Here is a 19558-nt window from a genome sequence, read left to right as displayed (position 1 = left end):
GCTGCTGCGGAGGACGGACAGGCAGATGGGCGGTTTTGCGACACGACACAAAATAGCCGTTACGGATCAACGCCTAAGCTCGGGTGAAAATTTTCGGCCGTGCTCTTGAAAGGCGGCGGCGGCGGACCAGATTTCCAATCGCGAGGGGGCCTTCCCGCCAACGGAGGCAAGCCTCGATCGGCATGGGTTCGCGCGCCGGATTTCGGCGTGCAAGGGCCTGTTGCCCGGTGGTGTTTTTCCGATTGCGTTTGCCGATTGAAGGAGATGGACGATGGCCGCCAAGGAAGTGAGGTTCCATTCCGACGCCCGCGACAAGATGCTGCGCGGCGTCGACATCCTCGCCAATGCGGTGAAGGTCACGCTGGGGCCCAAGGGCAGGAATGTCGTGCTGGACAAGGCCTTCGGCGCCCCGCGCGTCACCAAGGACGGCGTCACCGTCGCCAAGGAGATCGAGCTCGAGGACAAGTTCGAGAACATGGGCGCCCAGATGGTGCGCGAGGTCGCGTCGCGGACCAGCGACGTGGCGGGCGACGGCACCACGACCGCGACCGTGCTCGCCCAGGCGATCGTCCAGGAGGGCGCCAAGGCGGTTGCCGCCGGCATGAACCCGATGGATCTGAAGCGCGGCATCGATATCGCGGTCGCCGCGGTCGTGGAGGAATTGAGGGGCAAGGCCCGCAAGGTGACCAGGAACGACGAGATCGCCCAGGTCGCCACCATATCGGCCAATGGCGATGCCGAGGTCGGCCGTTTCCTGGCGGAAGCGATGGAGAAGGTCGGCAACGAAGGCGTGATCACGGTCGAGGAAGCCAAGACCGCCGTGACCGAGCTCGAAGTCGTGGAGGGCATGCAGTTCGATCGGGGTTATCTCAGCCCCTATTTCGTCACCAACCAGGACAAGATGCGGGCCGAGCTGGAAGAGCCCTACGTGCTGATCCATGAGAAGAAGCTCGGCAATCTCCAGGCGATGCTGCCGGTGCTGGAAGCGGTCGTGCAGTCGGGCAAACCGCTGCTCATCATCGCCGAGGATGTCGAGGGCGAGGCGCTCGCCACGCTCGTCGTCAACAAGCTGCGCGGCGGCCTGAAGGTTGTCGCCGTCAAGGCGCCGGGCTTCGGCGATCGCCGCAAGGCCATGCTGGAGGACATCGCCATCCTGACCGGCGGTACGGCGGTTTCGGAGGATCTCGGCATCAAGCTCGAGAATGTCGGCCTCGACATGCTCGGGCGCGCCGGCAAGGCGGTGGTGGAGAAGGATGCCACCACTATCGTCGACGGCGCCGGTTCCAAGGCCGACATCCAGGGCCGTATCGGCCAGATCAAGGCCCAGATCGAGGAAACCACTTCCGACTACGACCGTGAGAAGCTGCAGGAGCGTCTGGCCAAGCTCGCCGGCGGCGTCGCGGTCATCCGCGTCGGCGGCTCGACGGAGGTCGAGGTGAAGGAAAGGAAAGACCGCGTCGACGACGCCTTGCACGCCACCCGTGCCGCAGTCGAAGAGGGGATCCTGCCCGGCGGCGGCGTCGCGCTCCTGCGCGCCGCGGCCGCGCTCAACGGGCTGAAGGTTGCGAACCCGGACCAGCAGGTCGGCATCGACATCGTGCGCAAGGCGATAGAGGCGCCGGCGCGGCAGATCGCGGAGAATTCGGGCGCGGAAGGATCGATCATCGTCGGCAAGCTGCGCGAGAAGGACGAGGTCGCCTATGGCTGGAACGCCCAGACCGGCGAATTCGGCGACCTCTTCGCGCAAGGCGTGATCGATCCGGCCAAGGTCGTGCGCGCCGCGCTGGAAGACGCCGCCTCCGTCGCCGGCCTGCTCGTCACCACCGAGGCGATGATCGCGGAAAAACCGAAGAAGGAAGCGCCTGCGCCGGCCATGCCCGGCGGCATGGACTACTGACGAGAACCGCCTACAGCCCCATCGCCCCGCGCGGCAGATGGATGAGGTTGCCGAAGCGGACCCGGAGCTGGTCATCGACCGCCTTGGGCACATGGCGCGGGAACCGCGTGGCGAGGATCCGCTTCTTCTCCGCGATCGCGTTCTGCAGCATGTCGGGCTTGCCCTTCTCGTTCCATTCCTTGGGCGAGAAGCGGTCGCCGATCGCCGGATAGAAATACTCCGTCTGCATCAGCCGCAATGTCTGTTCGTTGCCGAGATAGTGGCCGGGCCCGTTCATGCAGACCTCGGCGATCGTGTCGATCGAAAGCGCGGCGTCCGTCACCTCTACGCCGCGCACGCAGCGCAGGCAGTGGCCCAGCATGTCGTTGTCGATGATCAGGCTTTCCAGGCAGAAGCCGAGCAGCGAGGCGTGCATGCCGGCCGATTCATAGATGAGGTTGAGGCCCGACAAACCAGCCATCACGGTGGTGATGCCCTTTTCGTAACCGGACTGGATGTCGGGCAGTTTGGAATCGGCCATGCCGGCCGCCGAGCCGCCCGGCAGGTCGTAGAACTGCGCCATCTGGGCGCAGCAGGAGGTGAGCAGGGCCTGCTCGGCCGAACCGCCCGACATGGCGCCGGTGCGCAGGTCGGAGACGAAGGGCCATGTGCCGAAGATCGCGGGATGGCCGGGCTTGAGGGCGTTCACATAGACCAGCCCCGCCAGCACCTCCGCCACCGCCTGCACCACCGCGCCGACGATCGCCGCCGGCGCGGTCGCGCCGGCCTGCCCGGCGGACAGAAGCAGGATCGGGATGCCGCCTTCCACGCAGGCTTCGAGCACGCCGCAGGCGTCCTCGGCGAACTTCATCGGCGGCACGACGAAGCAGTTCGAGTTCGACACGAAGGGCCGCGCGCGGAAGTTCTCCTCGCCGCCGGCGATGGCATAAAGCATCTCCAGCGCGGGTCCGACATTCTCGCGGATGGTGAAGGAGGTGCCGACATGTTTCGTCGTCCCCATCACGCAGGCGTAGAGCGTGTTGAAATCCATCTCGAGCGGGTCGGGAATGTCGCGCGGCACCATCGGCCGCTGGAAGAAGTGGATATTGTCCAGGCCGTCCACGATGCGCGCGGCGTCGTAGATGTCCTGCAGCAGCGACTCCCGGTATTCGCGTTTCTCGACATCGACCAGATGCACGGCCGCGCCTGCCGTGCCGTAATGCACCCTGGTTCCCTGTACGCTCATGTCGTGCCGGGGGTCCTGGCCGCACAGGGTGAAGTTGCGGGCCGCTGTCCTGACCGTGTCGAGCACGAGCCTGCGGGGAAAACGGATGCGTCCGTCCTGGCCCAGTTCCGCGCCGGCGCGGGTCAGGGCTTCGATGCAGCTCGGTATCGCGTTGGCGAAGCCGACGGTTTCGAGCACTGTCAGTACCGCCTCGTGGATGCGTTCGAGATCGTTCTGCGAAAGCGGCTTGTAACGGCCGCCTTCCAGACCCGGGCGGACAGGTCGGATGTCCTCAGCCAACGGCGCGGCCCTGAGCGCGCGCCGCGCTTCGCGGCCGCCTGATCGGCGCGAGGTACGTTCCGTGGCGCTGTCGGGCTGTTCGAGCACGATCGACATGACTTTTTTCACTCCGATCCCTGAAGCGCATTCCCGCGCCGTGGACCGGCGTCGAGCCGCTTTGTTCCCCTTCCGCATCGGCCCGAAAATCGCCATCGATTTCCGGAAAGCACGATGCGCAAACCAGTCGTTTTGGAGCGTCCCTTGCGCGTCCGTATGGACGCGCGGCGCTGCAACATGTGCTGACTATGCGCCGTCCCGGCTCGCCCTCCATGGGCCAGCCGATTGCGCCGGATATGCCAGCGGCCCGGGGTTGCCGGGCCGCTGGAGACGACATTTCTTGTCTTGCTTTGCCTAGGCCGCGGCCGGGCGCCGTCCCGCCGCGGTGGCGAGCTCGCGGATGCCGGGCTCGATATGCTGGAGCGCGATCGAGGAGATGCCCAGTCTCATGTAGCGTGTCGGCTTTTCCGGGCGGTCGAAGAAGCGGTCGCCCGGCTCGATGATCACGCTGCGCGCGGCCGCCGCTTCGGCGAGCGCGCGGGAATCGGTGCCGCGCGGCCCCTCGAGCCAGAGCGAGGTGCCGCCGGCCGCGTCGGTCGAGCGCCACTCCGGCAGGAAGGCGGAGATCGCCTGGACCAGCCGCTTGCGGCGTTCGTCGAAGGCCGCCGAGAGGCGCCGCACCAGGGCCTCGTGATGGCCGAGCGACAGGAAGAGCGCGACCGCGCGCTGGTTGTTGGCCGGCGGGTGGCGCAGCATGAAACGGCGGAGCGCGCGCAGTTCGGCGATCAGTTCCGCCGAAGCGACGATGTAGCCGAGCCTGAGACCCGGCGCGAGCGTCTTCGACATCGAGCCGACATAGACGACCCGACCCGAGCGGTCGATGCTCTTCAGCGCCTGCTGCGGCGCTTCATCCACCAGCTGGCTGTCATAGCCGTCCTCAATGATCACCTGGTTGTTCCGCTGGGCACGCGCCAGGAGATCGTGCCGGCGCTCGTTCGACAGCGGCACCATCGTCGGACAATGGTGGCTGGGGGTCACGAAGACGAAACCCGCTTCGGGCGAAATGGCTTCAGTCACAATGCCTTGGCTGTCGACCGGCACCGGCAGCGTGTCGGCCCCGGCCAGCCGGAAGATGCTGCGCGCATCAGGATAGCCGGGGTCTTCCATGGCCACCTTCGAGCCCTTGGTCATCAGCAGCGTGGCGAGCATATAAAGCGCGTTCTGCGCGCCCAGCGTGACGATGATCTCGTCCGGATTGGCGAAGATGCCGCGCCGCGGCAGCAGCCGTGCCTGGATCTGTTCGATCAGCAGCGGATCGTCGCGGTCGACCATGTCGGCCGCCCAGTTGCGGATCTCGAGCACCGCCAGAGCCATGCGGTTGCACTCGCGCCATTCGGCGGTGGGGAAAAGCGCCGGGTCGAACTGGCCGTAGACGAAGGGGTAGGACGACTTGATCCAGTTCTCCGTCTTGGCCGGCCGCTGCATGTCGGTCGCATTGATCTGGCGCAGCGCCTTCCAGTCGACCTGGCCGGTCGATTCGGAAGCCTTCTGCGTCGGCTTGGCCGGTGTGGTCGCCACCTCAGGATTGACGAAATGGCCGCGACGCTCGCGTGCGATCAGGAAGCCCTGATCGACCAGTTGCTGGAAGGCCAGGACGACGGTTCCGCGGGCCACGCCCAGCTTCTCGGCGAGGATGCGGCAGGAAGGCAGCGGCATCGATGCGGCGATCTGCCGGTCGAGGATGGCGGCGACGATCGCCTGCCGGATCTGGGCCTGCAGCGTCTGCCCGGATTCGGCGGAAATCCGGAACAGTCCGGACCAGATCGCGGTATCGTTTCGCTGAGCCATCACGCACCTCCCGGGGCGGAATCTTTGTTTTAGCTGGACTACAAACTACTAGTCCTGGACCAAAGCGTTGCACCAATGAATTTTTCTGATCCTAGCCATTTATGCCAGTGATCCGTCGTCTATGGGGCCATGGCGGGACTGTCGAAATCGTCCGGCTCCGTCGTCTCGAAAACATCTTTTGTCTGCTATGGTCGCCGGACTTGCGCCGCTGCCACCCTGGTGCCGATGCCCGAACGTCTGCTGATAAGGAGTATGCCCTTGACCCAGTCCCCGCTTGCCAAGGAGATCGAGGCGCTGCGCCGGCACCACGCCGCCACGACGGTCGACATGCGTGCCGCCTTCGCACGCGACCCCCGGCGTTTCGAGACCTTCTCGCTGACATCGGGCGACATGCTGCTCGACTGGTCCAAGACGGCGGTCACCGGCGAGACGATGCGCCTGCTCGCCGACCTTGCGGGCAAGGCTGGGGTCGAGCAGCGCCGCGCCGCCATGCTGTCGGGCGAGAAGATCAACATCACCGAGGGGCGCGCGGTTCTCCACACGGCCCTGCGCAATCTTTCCGGACAAAGCGTCGTGCTCGACGGCGTCGACGTGATGGCCGAGGTCAAGGCCGTGCTGTCGGCCATGGAGGCGTTTGCCGACGCCATCCGGTCGGGCAAGGCGACCGGCGCCACCGGCAAGCCGATCGCCGACATCGTCAATATCGGGATCGGCGGCTCGGATCTCGGTCCGGCCATGGCGACGCTTGCGCTGGCGCCCTATCACGACGGCCCGCGGGCGCACTACGTCTCCAATGTCGACGGCGCCCATATCGCCGACACGCTGAAAGGGCTCGACCCCGAGACGACACTGTTCATAATCGCCTCGAAGACCTTCACCACCGTGGAGACCATGACCAATGCCGCCACCGCGCGCGCCTGGATCGAGGCAGCGCTTGGAAAGGAGGCGGTGGGCAGCCACTTCGCGGCGGTCTCGACCGCGCTCGACAAGGTCGCCGCTTTCGGGATCGAATCCGACCGTGTCTTCGGCTTCTGGGACTGGGTCGGCGGCCGTTATTCGCTGTGGTCGGCGATCGGCCTGCCCATCATGATCGCGGTCGGTCCGACGAATTTCCGCGCCTTCCTGGCTGGCGCGCACGCGATGGACGAGCATTTCGCGACCGCGCCGCTGCTGGAGAACATTCCGGTCGTCATGGGCCTCGTCGGCTACTGGCATCGCGTGATCTGCGGCTATCCGGCACGTGCCGTCATCCCTTACGACCAGCGCCTGTCGCGCCTGCCGGCCTATCTGCAGCAGCTCGACATGGAATCGAACGGCAAGAGCGTCACCATCGACGGGGCCCCGGTGTCGACGCCGACCGGCCCGCTGGTCTGGGGCGAACCGGGCACCAACGGGCAGCACGCCTTCTTCCAGCTTCTGCATCAGGGCACGGATGTCATTCCCGTCGAGTTCCTGGCCGCGGCCGAAGGCCACGAGCCGGCGCTGCGCCATCATCACGACCTGCTGCTTGCCAACTGCCTGGCGCAGTCGGAGGCGCTGATGAAGGGCCGCACGCTCGCCGAGGCGGAAGCGCAGATGCAAGCCAAGGGCATGGCGCCGGCCGAGATCGGGAAGATCGCGCCGCATCGGGTCTTCTCCGGCAACAGGCCGTCGGTCACCATCGTCTACCGGAAGCTGGATCCTGGGACGCTTGGCCGCCTGATCGCGCTCTACGAGCACCGCGTCTTCGTCGAGGCGCAGCTGTTCCGCATCAACGCCTTCGACCAGTGGGGCGTCGAGCTTGGCAAGGAACTGGCGACGGATCTGCTGCCAGTCGTCGAAGGCAAGGCCGGTGCCGCTGCCGAGAACCCCTCGACAAGCGGCCTCGTGCGCCATATCCACCGGCTGCGCAAACCGGAGTAGGGCATGGCGAACATCAAGGGGATCCTGTTCGACAAGGACGGGACGCTGGTCGATTTTCAGGCGACGTGGTTCGCCATCGGCCAGAGGATGGCGCTGGAAGCCGCCGGGGGCGACCGCGACCGCGCCAATGCGCTGCTGGCGGCCGCCGGCTACGACTTCGAAGCCCGCCGCTTCAGGTCGGATTCGGTCTTCGCGGCCGGCACCAATGCCGACATCGTGGCCCTCTGGTATCCCGGCCTGCCGGCCGGGGAGCGCAAGCGGATCGTGACGGGCTTCGACACCTTCACCGCAGCCGAGGGGGCGGCGCAATCCGTCCCCCTGCCGGGCAGTCGGGAGGCGGTCGCCCATCTCCACGCCAGGGGCTTCCGCCTCGGCGTCGCCACCAACGATTCCACCAGCGGCGCGGAGAAGACCCTTCTGGCGCTCGGCATCGCCCAGATGTTCGAGGCCGCCTATGGCTATGACGCGGTCGCCAATCCCAAGCCGGCGCCCGATACGATCCACGCCTTCTCCGATCTCACCGGGCTGAGGCCTTCGGAGATCGCCATGGTCGGCGATAACCGCCACGATCTCGAAATGGCGCGGGCAGGCGGTGCCGGCCTCGCCGTCGGCGTGCTCTCCGGCACCGGTACCCGCGAGACGCTTCTTCCCATGGCCGACGTGGTGCTGGATTCGATCGCCGACCTGCCGGCCTATCTCGCGGACCGCGCTTGAGGGGCCCGTTGCCGGCGCAAGCACACATCCCGGTAGAATGGATGGGCGGCTGCGGCCCTGCCTTCTCCACGTGAAGGACGGGGCGAGGGGGCCTGGGCCGCGCGCCTCTCCTTCGAAATGGACATGTGTGCACAGCCTGGAGGCCCATTGGCATGGGGCGCACCAGGGCCGAGGTCGGGCGCGCTGACCGTCGTTGATGGAACGATCGTCCGTCCATGCGCGTTTTCCTGAGTTGAAGCAGCGCCCTGTGCGACGGTCGTTCAGGACGCGGCGACGACCTGAACAAGGAGAAATGTCATGATCCGCAGATTAATGACCGCAACGGCTGCGGCCACGCTGGTCGCTGCCGGAGCATGGGCCCAGGACACGACCACACAGCCGGTTCAGCCCACGCCGGCTCCTCCCGCAGCAGAACAGCTGGCACCGCCGACGATCGTCGAGGGCAAGGACCACTTGGCCAGCAATTTCCTCGGCGAAAGCGTCTATGACGGTTTGGGCAGCGAGGCGCAGAACGTAGGTGACGTGAACGACCTGGTTCTCGACAAGGATGGCAAGGTGCAGTCGGTGGTGATCGGCGTCGGCGGCTTCCTTGGCATCGGCGAGAAGAGCGTTGCCATGGAATACGGCAAGATGAAGTGGGCGGAGCGTGACGGCGACCGCTGGCTGGTCGTGGAGGCGACCAGGGACGAACTCGACGCCATGCCCACTTTCGACCCCGCGCCCTATGGTCCGGCTCCGGCTCCGGCACCAATGGCGACCGGTTCGATCACGCCAGGCCCGGAGGCTCCCGCGCAATAGTCGACCCGGCGTGAACGTTCACATCGGCTGACTGCCGGAAGCGATGATCGGAGCGGCGCGGGGCGATGGCTTCAATTGCCCTTCGCCGCTTCGTAGCGCGCTTTGTTCTCGGCGTTGGGCGGATAGAGGCCCGGCAGCGGGACCCGGCCTGGACCTCTCGCATGATCCATCTTTCGAGCCGCTCCTGCCCCGGCGCGAGTTCGACCACCTCGTCGACGAGGGCGGCGGGGATCAGCACTGCACCGTCGTCGTCCGCCATGATGATGTCGTCCGGGAAGACGGCGATGCCACCACAGCCGATCGGTTGCTGCCAGTCGACGAAAGTGAGCCCGGCCACCGAAGGCGGCGCGGCTACGCCCTGGCACCAAACGGGCAGGTTCGTGGCCAGCACGCCGGCCACGTCCCGCACCACGCCGTCGGTGATCAGTGCTGCTACACCCCTCTTCGCCATGCGGGCGCACAGGATGTCGCCGAATATGCCCGCATCGGTCACGCCCATGGCGTCGACGACCGCGATGCATCCCTCTGGCATCGCCTCGATGGCAGCGCGGGGCGATTTCGGAGAAGACCACGACTCCGGCGTCGCGAGGTCTTCGCGCGCCGGGACGAAGCGCGGTGTGAAGGCGCGCCCCACAAGGTGCGGCTGACCCGGTCGCAACGGCCGCGCGCCTCGGACCCAGACGTTGCGCAGTCCCTTCTTCAAGAGGATCGTGGTGATCGTCGCCGTGGTGACCTCGCGGAGGACTTCGACGATTTTTGCATCGGGTGTCGCCCTCTTGGCGATCCGCGCGTGGAGATGCCGAGCGGGTGGCCGATCGCGATCGCGCCCCGCCGTTCGGATTGGCGTGGTCGGCGTACTTGGCGATTACGGCGGCTGATGATCAACGAACCGGAATGATGAGTGGCGTCGCGAGATAGTTCCCACCGACGGCAAGGGAAAATGCGACGTCATGACAATGCGCCCATTATCCGAGCAAGCCTCCAGGAATGCCCACCGCGTCCGACGTGCCTGGTCAGGGTCCGTGTCGTACCGAAAGTTCCAGTCGGGGTATATGCATTGCATCGGCCAATGCATGAGATCGCCGGAAAACACAGCCCCGATTCCTTGAGATCTCAGGCCGATGGCTACGTGCCCGGGGGTGTGGCCCGGCGTCGGCTCCAGCCACACTTCGTCATTCAGTTCATAGTCCATATCGACAAGCACAGCCCGACCGGCCTCGACGATTGGCAGAACATTCTCCTGATAGGTCGGTTGGTCGGCATCAGCGTAAGCCGTCTGTGCGGCCTCTAACTCGCGCCGCGCCATGATGTAGCGGGCGTTGGGGAACGTCGGTACCCAACGCCCGTCCACCAATCGTGTGTTCCAGCCGCAATGGTCGACATGAAGATGGGTGCACAACACATAGTCGATCTGCTCGGGAGCAACACCTGCGCTCGCTAGCCGCTCTAAAAAGGTGCCGTCATTGCGGCGATGCCAATGCGGGAAGTCTGCGATCGTCTTGTCGTTGCCGACGCAACCGTCGACCAGGATGGTGTGGTGTCCAGTACGAACCAGAAAACTCTGGATGGGAAGGATAATCCGACCGGTCGCCGGCGATATCGATCGGGGTTTGAGCCAATGAAGATGCTGTGCGAGCGCTTCGTCGGTGCAGTCGGGGAACCATTCCGATGGCGTCCGCAGAGGGTCGCACATCTCCAGAATTCTGGTTACCCGGATATTCCCGATTCTCCAGTCATCCATTGATGCGATTCTTCTTCGGTCGAGGACGGATCGATAGACAAGACATTCGCGGCCATCTGGCGTCTGACATCGCGCCGACAGGAGAAGGAGGCGCTCGCGATGTGGCCGCGCTTACCTTCGAGTACCAAGCGCCCCGACTTTTCAAAGAAGATACTACAGGCTGCACTGTCATCAACATATCGTGCGGGGTGGCCGGCAATAAAAATCATCGGCGCGGCCATCGAGCCCAACTTGCACTGGAGGCTGTCCGGCACGCGCGAGATTTTTCTTCCCATGGCCGATGTCGTGCCGATTGGACGCGGGCGTGAAGTCTCCGCTGCCGGAGCTGCGTCAGGACTGAGCTTCGCGATCGAGCGAAGGGAAGATGTCTAGGCCCCTCTGAATCAGCATTCCGACAATGACGGTCTCATCCCAATGCTCGATCACCTGGCCACCGCGCAGGCGATCGATGTTGATACCCCTGACTGTCACGCAGCCGCCCGATGGCCCGATGTTCATCCATTTTCCCGGATGCGTGCCCTGGCCGAGACGCGGGTGACGACCAAATCGCCTTCAGCGATCATGTCGATCGCAATGTGAAGTCGAGAAAGGTGCTTCGAACTGCCATTATTTGCGTGCGAAGCACGGTTGGCCCTGTGCCCGGCTGCTCGGCGTTGTGACCGACACCGCATCGGCCAGAGAATCATCCTCTATTTTCGGAAAGCACGATGCGCAGATTCAAAGTGTTAGAGTGTCCTTTATCCTTTGCGCGTCCGAATGGACGCGCGGCGTTCTGGCCGGTCGTGATCAGCAACGCGACCGACAATAGGTCGCCCCGGCCAACAACATTTTCGTACAGCCGGCGGACGACGCCGTTGTTGTCTGTCACATCTAGCCCGATCCTCCCTGACCGGCCGCCCGATCTCTCGTCCAGGCGGTGGACCCTCGGGTCCTCGGGACCGGCGCCTATCCCCTCAACTCGCGCCTCAGGATCTTGCCGACATTGGTCTTCGGCAGATCGGTCCGGAACTCGATGAGTTTCGGACGCTTGTAGCCCGTTAGGTTCTTCTTGCAGTATTCCATCAGCTCTTCGGAGGTGAGGTTGGGGTCCTTCTTCACCACGAACAGCTTCGGCACTTCGCCGGAATGCTCGTCCGGCACGCCGATCGCGGCGACCTCGAGCACACCCGGATGCTGGGCGACCACTTCCTCCAGTTCGTTCGGATAGACGTTGAAGCCCGAGACCAGGATCATGTCCTTCTTGCGGTCAACGATCCTGGTGTAGCCGCGTTCGTCCATGACGCCCATGTCGCCGGTGCGGAAGAAGCCGTCCGGCGTCATCACCTTGGCCGTCTCGTCCGGCCGGTTCCAGTAGCCGGCCATGACCTGCGGCCCGCGGATACAGATTTCGCCGACCTCGCCGAGCGGCAGGTCCTTGCCGTCCTCGTCGCGGATCGCGATCTCGGTCGAGGGGATCGGCACGCCGATCGTGCCGGTGAAGCTGTCGGCGTCGAAACGGTTCGCCGTCGCCACCGGCGAGGTCTCCGACAGGCCGTAGCCTTCGGACATCACGCAGCCCGTGAGCTGCTGCCAGCGTTCCGCGACCCCGCGCTGCGCGGCCATGCCGCCGGCGAAGGTCAGCAGCAGCGGCTTGAAGTCGAGCTTGCGGAAATCCTCGTTGTTCATCAGCGCGTTGAACAGCGTGTTGAGGCCGGGGAAGATGTTCACCTTGAACTTCCGCAGTTCCTTCACGAAGCCCGGAATGTCGCGCGGATTGGGGATCAGCACATTATGCGCACCCTGCTGCATGCCCATCAGCGCGTTCACCGTCAGCGCATAGATGTGATAGAGCGGCAGCGGGCACACATAGACGAGCTCTGCCGGCCGCGGTTTCCTGATGAAGGCGGTTTCGACCCAGACCGCATTCTGCGCGACATTGGCGAGCACATTGCGGTGCAGCAGCGTGGCGCCCTTGGAGACGCCGGTCGTGCCGCCGGTATATTGCAGGAAGGCGACGTCGTCGGCCGAGACGGCGGCCTGCTTGAAGCTCTGCGAGGCGCCCGCTCTCAGCGCCGCCGGGAACTTGACGTGGCCAGGCAGCGACCAGGCCGGCACCATCTTCTTCACCCTGCGCACGACCAGGTTGACGATCGCGCCTTTGAGGCCGCCCAGCATGTCGCCCATCGAGGCCACGATCACATGCTTGACCGGTGTCTTCGAGACTATCGCCTGCAGCGTCGTGGCGAAATTCTCCAGGATGACGATGGCTTCGGCGCCTGAATCCTTGAGCTGGTGCTCGAGCTCGCGCGGGGTGTAGAGCGGATTGACATTGACCACCGTATAGCCGGCGCGCAGCACCCCCATCATCACCACGGGATATTGCAGCACATTCGGCATCATGATGGCGACGCGCGCACCCTTGACGAGGCCTTGCGACTGGAGATAGGCGCCGAATGCCGCCGAATGCCGCTCGACTTCGGCATAGGTCATCGCCTTGCCCATGCAGGTGAAGGCCGGGCGCGTCGCGAACTGCTTGCAGGCCGTGACCAGCAGCTCGCCGATGGAGGCCGCAGGCAGCGCGCCGATCTCGGCCGGGATCCCGTCGGGATAGCTTTTCAGCCAGGGCCTGGCGGCGCTCGTTTCACCGGTGCCGCGGACGGCTGCCTTCTCCTGCGCGCCGTTGGTCTTGTCGGGCCTCTTGGCCATGTCTCGCTCCCCTGATTGCCGCCTTTTGCGGCGTTGTTTCCCGGCCCTGCGCTCCGAAGCCGGCTATCGCCGGCCGCCATGGTCGCGAGCATGGACCGCCTGTCTGAACTTGTATTGCCTATGTCGTGGCGAGCGCAAGCGGCGCTCGCCGGCGCAAACCGGCGCGGCTACTGGCCGAAGCCCTCATGGCCTGACAGGAACGCCTGCTCGTCCGCCGTGCTCGCGCGGCTCAGCGCCCGGTTGCGGTGCGGAAAACGGCCGAAACGCGCGATGATGTCGCGATGCGCGATCGCGTATTTGACGTCCTTGTGGTCCGGGCCGAACAAGGCGACGCAGCGCTCCTGGTCGTCGAGCGCTTCGGAATGCATGAACGGCATGTAGAGGAAGTTCCTGCGCTCCTGCGGCAGGTCTCGGTTGAAGCCGCGATCGAGGGCCTGGCGCGCGACCGCCAATGCCAGCGGGTCGGTGGCGAAGGCGTCGGCCGTGCCACGGAAGATGTTGCGCGGGAACTGGTCGAGGACGATCGTCGCGGCCAGCGCCGCATCGCGCTCGAGCAGGGCCTCGGCCGGGATGGCGGCGCGCATTTCCTGCCACAGGCCAAGGAAGCGCTGTCTTATCGCCTCGTCCGTCGCGTCCTTGCGGGTGAACCAGTCGTCAGGCTGCAACTCCGCGAACCAGAATGAGAGTACATCCCGCACCCAGCCGACTCGATCCATCTGTTTCTCCATGTTTCGAAAGGTATCTTTTGCCATTTTTCAGCAGGCTTTTGGAAGTTTGTTCGCCTGACGATGCGGCAGGCAATCAGGCAGTTCCAATGATGTATGAACTTTGCTTATATGCGCGCTTCGCGAGCCTGCTAGCGGGGCTTGGAACACAAAAAACGGGAGTGCTTAATGTTCAAGAAGTTGACCTTTGCCGCCGCTCTGGCGGCAGCGACCGTGCTGAGCGGCGCGGCGAGCGCCAAGACGTTCGTCTACTGCTCGGAAGCGTCGCCTGAGGGCTTCGACCCGGGTCTCTACACTGGCGGCAACACCTTCGACGCGTCCGCCCACGCCGTCTACAACGGCCTGCTGCAGTTCAAGCCCGGCACCACCGAACCGGTGGCCGCCCTGGCCGAAAGCTGGGAGATTTCCGACGACGGCCTGCAATACACCTTCAAGCTGCGTCCCGGCGTGAAGTTCCAGACCACCGAGTTCTTCACCCCGAGCCGCGAACTGAACGCCGACGACGTGATCTTCTCCTTCGAGCGTCAGTGGAAGGCCGACAATCCCTGGAACAAATATGTCGAGGGCGCGTCCTGGGAATATTTCGCCGGCATGGGCATGGGTGACCTGCTGGACAAGATCGAGAAGGTCGATGACCTCACCGTCCGCTTCACGCTGAAGCGCAAGGAAGCGCCGTTCCTGGCCAATGTCGCGATGCCTTTCGCCTACATCATGTCGAAGGAATATGCCGATAAGCTCCAGGCCGACGGCAAGATGAACCAGCTCAACCAGATGCCGCTCGGCACCGGGCCGTTCCAGTTCGTCGGCTACCAGCAGGACGCGGTGATCCGCTACAAGGCCAATGCCGACTATTGGGCAGGCAAGCAGAAGATCGACGACCTCGTCTTTGCGATCACCACCGACGCTTCGGTGCGCTACCAGAAGCTGAAGGCCGGCGAATGCCACCTGATGCCTTATCCGAACCCCGCCGACGTCGAGGCGATGAAGGCCGACCCCAATCTCAAGGTCTCCGAGCAGGAAGGCCTGAACGTCGCCTATCTCGCCTACAACACGACCCAGGCGCCGTTCGACAAGCCTGAAGTGCGCAAGGCGCTCAACATGGCGATCAACAAGCAGGCGATCGTCGACGGCGTCTTCCAGGGGCTCGCCAGCCCGGCCAAGAACCCGATCCCGCCGACGATGTGGTCCTACAACAACGCCATCGAGGACGACAAATACGATCCGGAAGCGGCCAGGAAGATGCTCGAGGAAGCCGGCGTCAAGGACCTCTCGATGAAGGTCTGGGCCATGCCGGTGTCGCGTCCCTACATGGTGAACGCCCGCCGCGCGGCCGAGCTGATCCAGGCGGATTTCGAGAAGGTCGGCGTCAAGGTCGAGGTGGTGTCCTACGAATGGGCCGAGTATCTCGACAAGTCGAAGGCGAAGGATCGTGACGGCGCCGTCATCCTCGGCTGGACCGGCGACAACGGCGATCCCGATAACTTCCTCGATACGCTGCTTGGCTGCGATGCCGTCGGCGGCAACAACCGCGCCCAGTGGTGCGACGAGGAGTTCGACGATCTGGTCTCAAAGGCCAAGGAGACGAACGACCTTGCTGAACGCACCAAGCTCTATGAGGAAGCCCAGGTCGTCTTCAAGAAGAAGGCGCCGTGGGCGACGCTGGATCATTCCCTCGCCATCGTTCCGATGCGTAAGGGGGTCGAAGGCTTCCATCAGAGCCCGCTCGGCGATTTCAAGTTTGACGGCGTCGACATCACAGAGTAAGTCGACCGCGAGGATAGTTGCGGAGGGGCGCTTGTCATGCAAGCGCCCCGACCTGCTTTTTGTGCTATCCTTTTCCCCAAGCAACTCTTGCTGAAGGTCTGACATGCTCCGGTTTCTTCTGGGGCGGCTAGCCGTCCTGATCCCGACATTCATCGGGGTCTCAATCATCGCCTTTTCCTTCATCCGAATGTTGCCGGGAGATCCGGTCGCGCTGCTCTCCGGTGAGCGCGTGATGTCTCCCGAGCGCCACGCCGAGATTTCGAAGGCCCTCGGCTTCGACCGGCCGATCGTCATCCAGTATCTTGACTATCTGTGGGGCGTGCTGCGCGGCGACTTCGGCACGTCGATCTCGACGAAGGGCTCGGTGCTGGAGCAGTTCTTCCAGCTCTTCCCGGCCACGCTCGAACTGTCGATCTGCGCCATCATCTTCGCGGTCGTGCTCGGCATTCCGGCCGGCGTCTTCGCCGCCATCAAGCGCGGCTCCTTCTTCGACCAGGCGCTCATGGGCACCGCGCTCGTCGGTTATTCCATGCCGATCTTCTGGTGGGGCCTGCTGCTCATCATCCTGTTCTCGGGCGTGCTGCAGTGGACGCCGGTCTCGGGCCGCATCTCGCTGATGTTTTTCTTCCCGTCGGTCACCGGCTTCATGCTGATCGATTCCCTGCTGTCCGGGCAGGAGGGCGCCTTCAAGTCGGCCGTGAGCCATCTCATCCTGCCGACCATCGTGCTCGGCACCATCCCGCTTGCTGTCATTGCGCGGCAGACGCGCTCGGCCATGCTCGAAGTGTTGGGCGAGGACTACGTGCGGACCGCCCGCGCCAAGGGCTTGTCGCCCTTCCGCGTCGTCAGCGTGCATGCGCTCCGCAACGCCATGATCCCCGTCATCACCACGATCGGCCTGCAGGTTGGGGTGCTGATGGCCGGCGCGATCCTCACCGAGTCCATCTTCTCCTGGCCGGGCATCGGCAAATGGATGGTCGATTCGGTGTTCCGCCGCGACTATCCGGTGATCCAGGGCGGGCTGCTGATCATCGCCGGCATCATCATGCTGGTGAATCTGGGCGTGGACCTGCTCTACGGCCTCATCAATCCGCGTATCCGGCATTGAGGGAGGGCACAATGGCTGACACCACCTCGGAAGAAGTCCACGTCCAGGAGCCGGCGAGCGCCCGCCGTTTCGCGGAGTTCTGGTATTATTTCTCGGAGAACCGCGGCGCCGTCATCGGGCTCTTCGTCTTCGCGCTGCTCGTCGTCGTGGCGCTGCTGGCACCGCTGATCGCGCCTCATGCGCCCAACGCCCAGTATCGCGACGCGGTGCTGGTGCCGCCTTTCTGGCAGGAAGGCGGCCGCATCGGCTTCCTGCTCGGCACCGACCCCGTCGGACGCGACATCTTCACGCGCCTCATCTACGGCGCGCGCTACTCGCTGTTCATCGGCGTGGTCGTCACCGGCATCGCGCTTGTCGGCGGCATCGTCGTCGGCGTCATCGCGGGTTATTTCCGCGGCTGGATCGACACGGTGATCATGCGCATCATGGATATCATCCTGGCCTTCCCGTCGCTGCTGCTTGCCCTCGTGCTGGTCGCCGTGCTCGGGCCCGGCCTCACCAATGCGATGATCGCCATCGCGCTCGTGCTGCAGCCGCATTTCGTGCGCCTCACGCGCGCCGCTGTGATGACCGAGAAGAGCCGCGAATATGTCGTGGCCGCGAAGGTCGCGGGTGCGGGACCGCTCAGGCTGATGTTCAGGACGATCCTGCCCAACTGCTTGGCGCCGCTGATCGTCCAGGCGACGCTGTCCTTCTCCAACGCCATCCTCGACGCCGCCGCACTCGGCTTCCTCGGCATGGGCGCGCAGCCGCCGACGCCGGAATGGGGCACCATGCTCGCCGAGGCGCGGGAGTTCATCCTGCGGGCCTGGTGGGTCGTCACCTTCCCGGGCCTGGCGATCCTGATCACCGTGCTGTCGATCAACCTGATGGGCGACGGCCTGCGCGACGCGCTCGACCCGAAGTTGAAGAGGTCCTGACCATGGCGCTTCTCGAGATCGAAAACCTGGTCGTCGAATTCGAGACGGCCAGCGGGCCCTTCCGGGCCGTCGACGGCGTCTCCATCGCGGTCGACCAGCGCGAGGTGCTGGCCATCGTCGGCGAGAGCGGTTCCGGCAAGTCGGTGTCGATGCTGGCCGTCATGGGGCTGTTGCCCTGGACGGCCAAGGTCACGGCCGACAAGATGGCCTTCGACGGCCGGGATCTCCTGTCCCTCAGCCCGTCCGACCGCCGCAAGCTCGTCGGCAAGGACATGGCGATGATCTTCCAGGAGCCGATGACCAGCCTCAATCCGTGCTTCACGGTCGGCTTCCAGATCGAAGAGGTCCTGCGCATCCATATGGGCATGGACAAGGCGGCTCGCCGGGCGCGCGCCGTCGAACTCTTCAAGGCTGTCGGCATTTCCGATCCGGCGGAGCGGCTGCGTTCCTATCCGCACCAGATGTCGGGCGGCCAGAACCAGCGCGTCATGATCGCCATGGCGATCGCCTGCAATCCCAAGCTCCTGATCGCCGACGAGCCGACCACCGCGCTCGACGTGACCATCCAGAAGCAGATCCTCGATCTTTTGATGCGGCTGCAGGCCGAGCACGGCATGGCGCTGATCATGATCACCCACAATATGGGCGTGGTGGCCGAGACGGCCGACCGCGTCGTCGTCCAGTACAAGGGACGCAAGATGGAGGAAGCGGACGTGCTTTCCCTGTTCGAAGCGCCGAAGAGCAGCTACACGCGCGCGCTGCTCGCCGCCTTGCCCGACAATGCCACCGGCGACCGGCTGCCCACCATTTCCGACTATTTCGCCGAAGAGGCGCGCAGCGCGGGAGCCGCCAAATGACCGGTGTCATCCTCGAAGCCAAGGGCATTGTCCGCGACTATCACATGCGCGGCGGCCTCTTCACCCCGGCCAGGACGGTTCAGGCGGTGAAGGGCGTCAGCCTGTCGGTGGAGAAGGGCAAGACGCTGGCCATCGTCGGCGAGAGCGGCTCGGGCAAGTCGACGCTCGCCCGCATCATCACCATGATCGACGCGCCGACATCGGGCGAGCTCAGGATCGAAGGCGAGAAAGTCGACATCGCCAGGAACGGCCTCACGCCGGAGATGCGCCGCAAGGTGCAGATCGTCTTCCAGAACCCCTACGGCTCGCTCAATCCGCGCCAGAAGATCGGCGACGTGCTCGCCGAGCCGCTGCTGATCAACACCAGCCGCTCCGCCGCGGAGCGGCGCGACATGGCCATGCGCATGCTGCTGAAGGTCGGCCTCGAGGAGAAGCACTTCAACCGCTACCCGCATATGTTCTCCGGCGGCCAGCGCCAGCGCATCGCGATCGCCCGCTCCCTGATGCTCAACCCCAGCCTGCTGGTGCTGGACGAGCCGGTCTCGGCGCTCGACCTGTCGGTCCAAGCCCAGATCCTGAACCTCCTGGCCGACCTGCAGGACGAGTTCAAGCTGACCTACGTCTTCATCAGCCACGACCTCTCGGTGGTGCGCTACATCGCCGACGAGGTGCTGGTGATGTATCTCGGCCAGGCGGTCGAATATGGCAGCCGCGACGCCGTCTTCTCCGACCCGACCCACGACTACACCAAAATGCTCTTCGCCGCGACGCCGCGCGCCGATGTCGAGAGCATCAAGGCGCGCCTGGCCCGGAAAAAGGCGGCGTAGCGTCGACGCGCCGGCTCCCATCGCCGGCGTCCAGACGCCTGGCCGCAATGGCTTTCCCTTCGTCATCCTCGCGGTTGGCCCGAGGATCCGTGCCGTGAAGTCGCCATTCAAGCCGAGCAGGACATCCTTTTGGGCGGATTGTGACGCGCTCAGGTATCGGAGCCGTCGGCGGTGAACCTGTGTATGCCGTGGGCAGGTGGAGGCGAAGCCGTCGGCAACAGGCCCAAGCCTG

General features: G+C 64.8%; 16 protein-coding genes and 2 pseudogenes. 9 read left to right on the top strand and 9 right to left on the bottom strand.

The annotated features are described in order from the left end of the window. The first annotated feature begins 271 nt into the window (after nucleotides 1-271). The gene (gene groL / locus JN302_RS35460; protein WP_202308980.1) at nucleotides 272-1897 is read left to right on the top strand and encodes a chaperonin GroEL; all 1626 of its coding nucleotides are present in this window, start codon (nucleotides 272-274) and stop codon (nucleotides 1895-1897) included. 10 nt (nucleotides 1898-1907) lie between these two features. On the opposite strand, the gene JN302_RS35455 is transcribed toward groL, so the two are convergent. Beyond that, nucleotides 1908-3497, bottom strand: a complete 1590-nt coding sequence (locus tag JN302_RS35455; protein ID WP_202330694.1) for a trimethylamine methyltransferase family protein — start codon at nucleotides 3495-3497, stop codon at nucleotides 1908-1910. Nucleotides 3498-3791: 294 nt separating this feature from the next. Further along, nucleotides 3792-5285, bottom strand: coding sequence for a MocR-like pyridoxine biosynthesis transcription factor PdxR (gene pdxR, locus JN302_RS35450; RefSeq protein ID WP_202330693.1), 1494 nt, complete (start codon nucleotides 5283-5285; stop codon nucleotides 3792-3794). Between the two features lie 252 nt (nucleotides 5286-5537). Between pdxR and pgi the strand changes: the two genes are divergently transcribed. The 3 genes from pgi to JN302_RS35435 all read left to right on the top strand — a co-directional run bounded on the left by pgi (nucleotide 5538) and on the right by JN302_RS35435 (nucleotide 8699). Beyond that, nucleotides 5538-7187, top strand: a complete 1650-nt coding sequence (gene pgi, locus JN302_RS35445) for a glucose-6-phosphate isomerase (protein WP_202330692.1) — start codon at nucleotides 5538-5540, stop codon at nucleotides 7185-7187. A gap of 3 nt (nucleotides 7188-7190) precedes the next feature. Then, entirely contained in the window at nucleotides 7191-7901 is a 711-nt protein-coding gene (locus JN302_RS35440) for an HAD family hydrolase (protein WP_202308976.1), read from the top strand. Nucleotides 7902-8198: 297 nt separating this feature from the next. After that, nucleotides 8199-8699: a PRC-barrel domain-containing protein gene (locus JN302_RS35435; protein ID WP_202330691.1), complete on the top strand. Its 501-nt coding sequence runs from the start codon at nucleotides 8199-8201 to the stop codon at nucleotides 8697-8699. A 71-nt stretch (nucleotides 8700-8770) separates the two neighbouring features. Here JN302_RS35435 and JN302_RS35430 read toward each other — a convergent pair. From JN302_RS35430 to JN302_RS35400, 7 genes and pseudogenes are all read right to left on the bottom strand, one after another. After that, nucleotides 8771-9453 (bottom strand): annotated as a pseudogene (locus JN302_RS35430) (ribonuclease activity regulator RraA). A 111-nt stretch (nucleotides 9454-9564) separates the two neighbouring features. Next, nucleotides 9565-10440 (bottom strand): MBL fold metallo-hydrolase, encoded by an 876-nt coding sequence (locus tag JN302_RS35425; protein WP_202330690.1) that lies wholly within the window; start codon nucleotides 10438-10440, stop codon nucleotides 9565-9567. Beyond that, entirely contained in the window at nucleotides 10407-10715 is a 309-nt protein-coding gene (locus tag JN302_RS35420; RefSeq protein ID WP_202330689.1) for a hypothetical protein, read from the bottom strand. The genes JN302_RS35425 and JN302_RS35420 overlap by 34 nt, the downstream gene beginning before the upstream one ends. A gap of 55 nt (nucleotides 10716-10770) precedes the next feature. Continuing rightward, a pseudogene (locus tag JN302_RS35415) lies at nucleotides 10771-10950 on the bottom strand (hypothetical protein); the annotation flags it as partial. 172 nt (nucleotides 10951-11122) lie between these two features. Continuing rightward, the gene (locus tag JN302_RS35410; RefSeq protein ID WP_202330687.1) at nucleotides 11123-11308 is read right to left on the bottom strand and encodes a hypothetical protein; all 186 of its coding nucleotides are present in this window, start codon (nucleotides 11306-11308) and stop codon (nucleotides 11123-11125) included. A 77-nt stretch (nucleotides 11309-11385) separates the two neighbouring features. After that, nucleotides 11386-13125 carry a long-chain fatty acid--CoA ligase gene (locus JN302_RS35405; protein ID WP_202330686.1) on the bottom strand — a complete coding sequence of 580 codons (1740 nt, stop codon included), beginning with the start codon at nucleotides 13123-13125 and terminating at the stop codon, nucleotides 11386-11388. Between the two features lie 167 nt (nucleotides 13126-13292). Beyond that, entirely contained in the window at nucleotides 13293-13841 is a 549-nt protein-coding gene (locus JN302_RS35400) for a DUF924 family protein (protein ID WP_202330685.1), read from the bottom strand. Nucleotides 13842-14018: 177 nt separating this feature from the next. Between JN302_RS35400 and JN302_RS35395 the strand changes: the two genes are divergently transcribed. The 5 genes from JN302_RS35395 to JN302_RS35375 all read left to right on the top strand — a co-directional run bounded on the left by JN302_RS35395 (nucleotide 14019) and on the right by JN302_RS35375 (nucleotide 19326). Continuing rightward, the gene (locus JN302_RS35395; protein ID WP_202330684.1) at nucleotides 14019-15614 is read left to right on the top strand and encodes an ABC transporter substrate-binding protein; all 1596 of its coding nucleotides are present in this window, start codon (nucleotides 14019-14021) and stop codon (nucleotides 15612-15614) included. A gap of 103 nt (nucleotides 15615-15717) precedes the next feature. Continuing rightward, nucleotides 15718-16722, top strand: coding sequence for an ABC transporter permease subunit (locus tag JN302_RS35390; RefSeq protein ID WP_202308968.1), 1005 nt, complete (start codon nucleotides 15718-15720; stop codon nucleotides 16720-16722). 11 nt (nucleotides 16723-16733) lie between these two features. Continuing rightward, nucleotides 16734-17642, top strand: a complete 909-nt coding sequence (locus JN302_RS35385) for an ABC transporter permease subunit (protein ID WP_202308967.1) — start codon at nucleotides 16734-16736, stop codon at nucleotides 17640-17642. Between the two features lie 2 nt (nucleotides 17643-17644). After that, complete coding sequence (locus JN302_RS35380; protein ID WP_202330683.1) at nucleotides 17645-18499, top strand: ABC transporter ATP-binding protein; 855 nt, start codon at nucleotides 17645-17647, stop codon at nucleotides 18497-18499. Further along, nucleotides 18496-19326 (top strand): ABC transporter ATP-binding protein, encoded by an 831-nt coding sequence (locus JN302_RS35375; protein WP_202330682.1) that lies wholly within the window; start codon nucleotides 18496-18498, stop codon nucleotides 19324-19326. The genes JN302_RS35380 and JN302_RS35375 overlap by 4 nt, the downstream gene beginning before the upstream one ends. Nucleotides 19327-19558: the final 232 nt, after the last annotated feature.

It is taken from the genome of Mesorhizobium sp. L-8-3, assembly GCF_016756615.1.
Classification (GTDB): domain Bacteria; phylum Pseudomonadota; class Alphaproteobacteria; order Rhizobiales; family Rhizobiaceae.
The sequence above is the reverse complement of the archived record's forward strand: the minus strand, read 5'-3'. Positions and strand labels throughout refer to the sequence as shown.

Bases quoted from the DNA above. Each gene is read 5' to 3' on its own strand.
- groL (WP_202308980.1), top strand. From the start codon at position 272: ATGGCCGCCAAGGAAGTGAGGTTCCATTCCGACGCCCGCGACAAGATG.
- JN302_RS35455 (WP_202330694.1), bottom strand. From the start codon at position 3,497: ATGTCGATCGTGCTCGAACAGCCCGACAGCGCCACGGAACGTACCTCG.
- pdxR (WP_202330693.1), bottom strand. From the start codon at position 5,285: ATGGCTCAGCGAAACGATACCGCGATCTGGTCCGGACTGTTCCGGATT.
- pgi (WP_202330692.1), top strand. From the start codon at position 5,538: ATGCCCTTGACCCAGTCCCCGCTTGCCAAGGAGATCGAGGCGCTGCGC.
- JN302_RS35440 (WP_202308976.1), top strand. From the start codon at position 7,191: ATGGCGAACATCAAGGGGATCCTGTTCGACAAGGACGGGACGCTGGTC.
- JN302_RS35435 (WP_202330691.1), top strand. From the start codon at position 8,199: ATGATCCGCAGATTAATGACCGCAACGGCTGCGGCCACGCTGGTCGCT.
- JN302_RS35425 (WP_202330690.1), bottom strand. From the start codon at position 10,440: ATGGATGACTGGAGAATCGGGAATATCCGGGTAACCAGAATTCTGGAG.
- JN302_RS35420 (WP_202330689.1), bottom strand. From the start codon at position 10,715: ATGGGAAGAAAAATCTCGCGCGTGCCGGACAGCCTCCAGTGCAAGTTG.
- JN302_RS35405 (WP_202330686.1), bottom strand. From the start codon at position 13,125: ATGGCCAAGAGGCCCGACAAGACCAACGGCGCGCAGGAGAAGGCAGCC.
- JN302_RS35400 (WP_202330685.1), bottom strand. From the start codon at position 13,841: ATGGATCGAGTCGGCTGGGTGCGGGATGTACTCTCATTCTGGTTCGCG.
- JN302_RS35395 (WP_202330684.1), top strand. From the start codon at position 14,019: ATGTTCAAGAAGTTGACCTTTGCCGCCGCTCTGGCGGCAGCGACCGTG.
- JN302_RS35390 (WP_202308968.1), top strand. From the start codon at position 15,718: ATGCTCCGGTTTCTTCTGGGGCGGCTAGCCGTCCTGATCCCGACATTC.
- JN302_RS35385 (WP_202308967.1), top strand. From the start codon at position 16,734: ATGGCTGACACCACCTCGGAAGAAGTCCACGTCCAGGAGCCGGCGAGC.
- JN302_RS35380 (WP_202330683.1), top strand. From the start codon at position 17,645: ATGGCGCTTCTCGAGATCGAAAACCTGGTCGTCGAATTCGAGACGGCC.
- JN302_RS35375 (WP_202330682.1), top strand. From the start codon at position 18,496: ATGACCGGTGTCATCCTCGAAGCCAAGGGCATTGTCCGCGACTATCAC.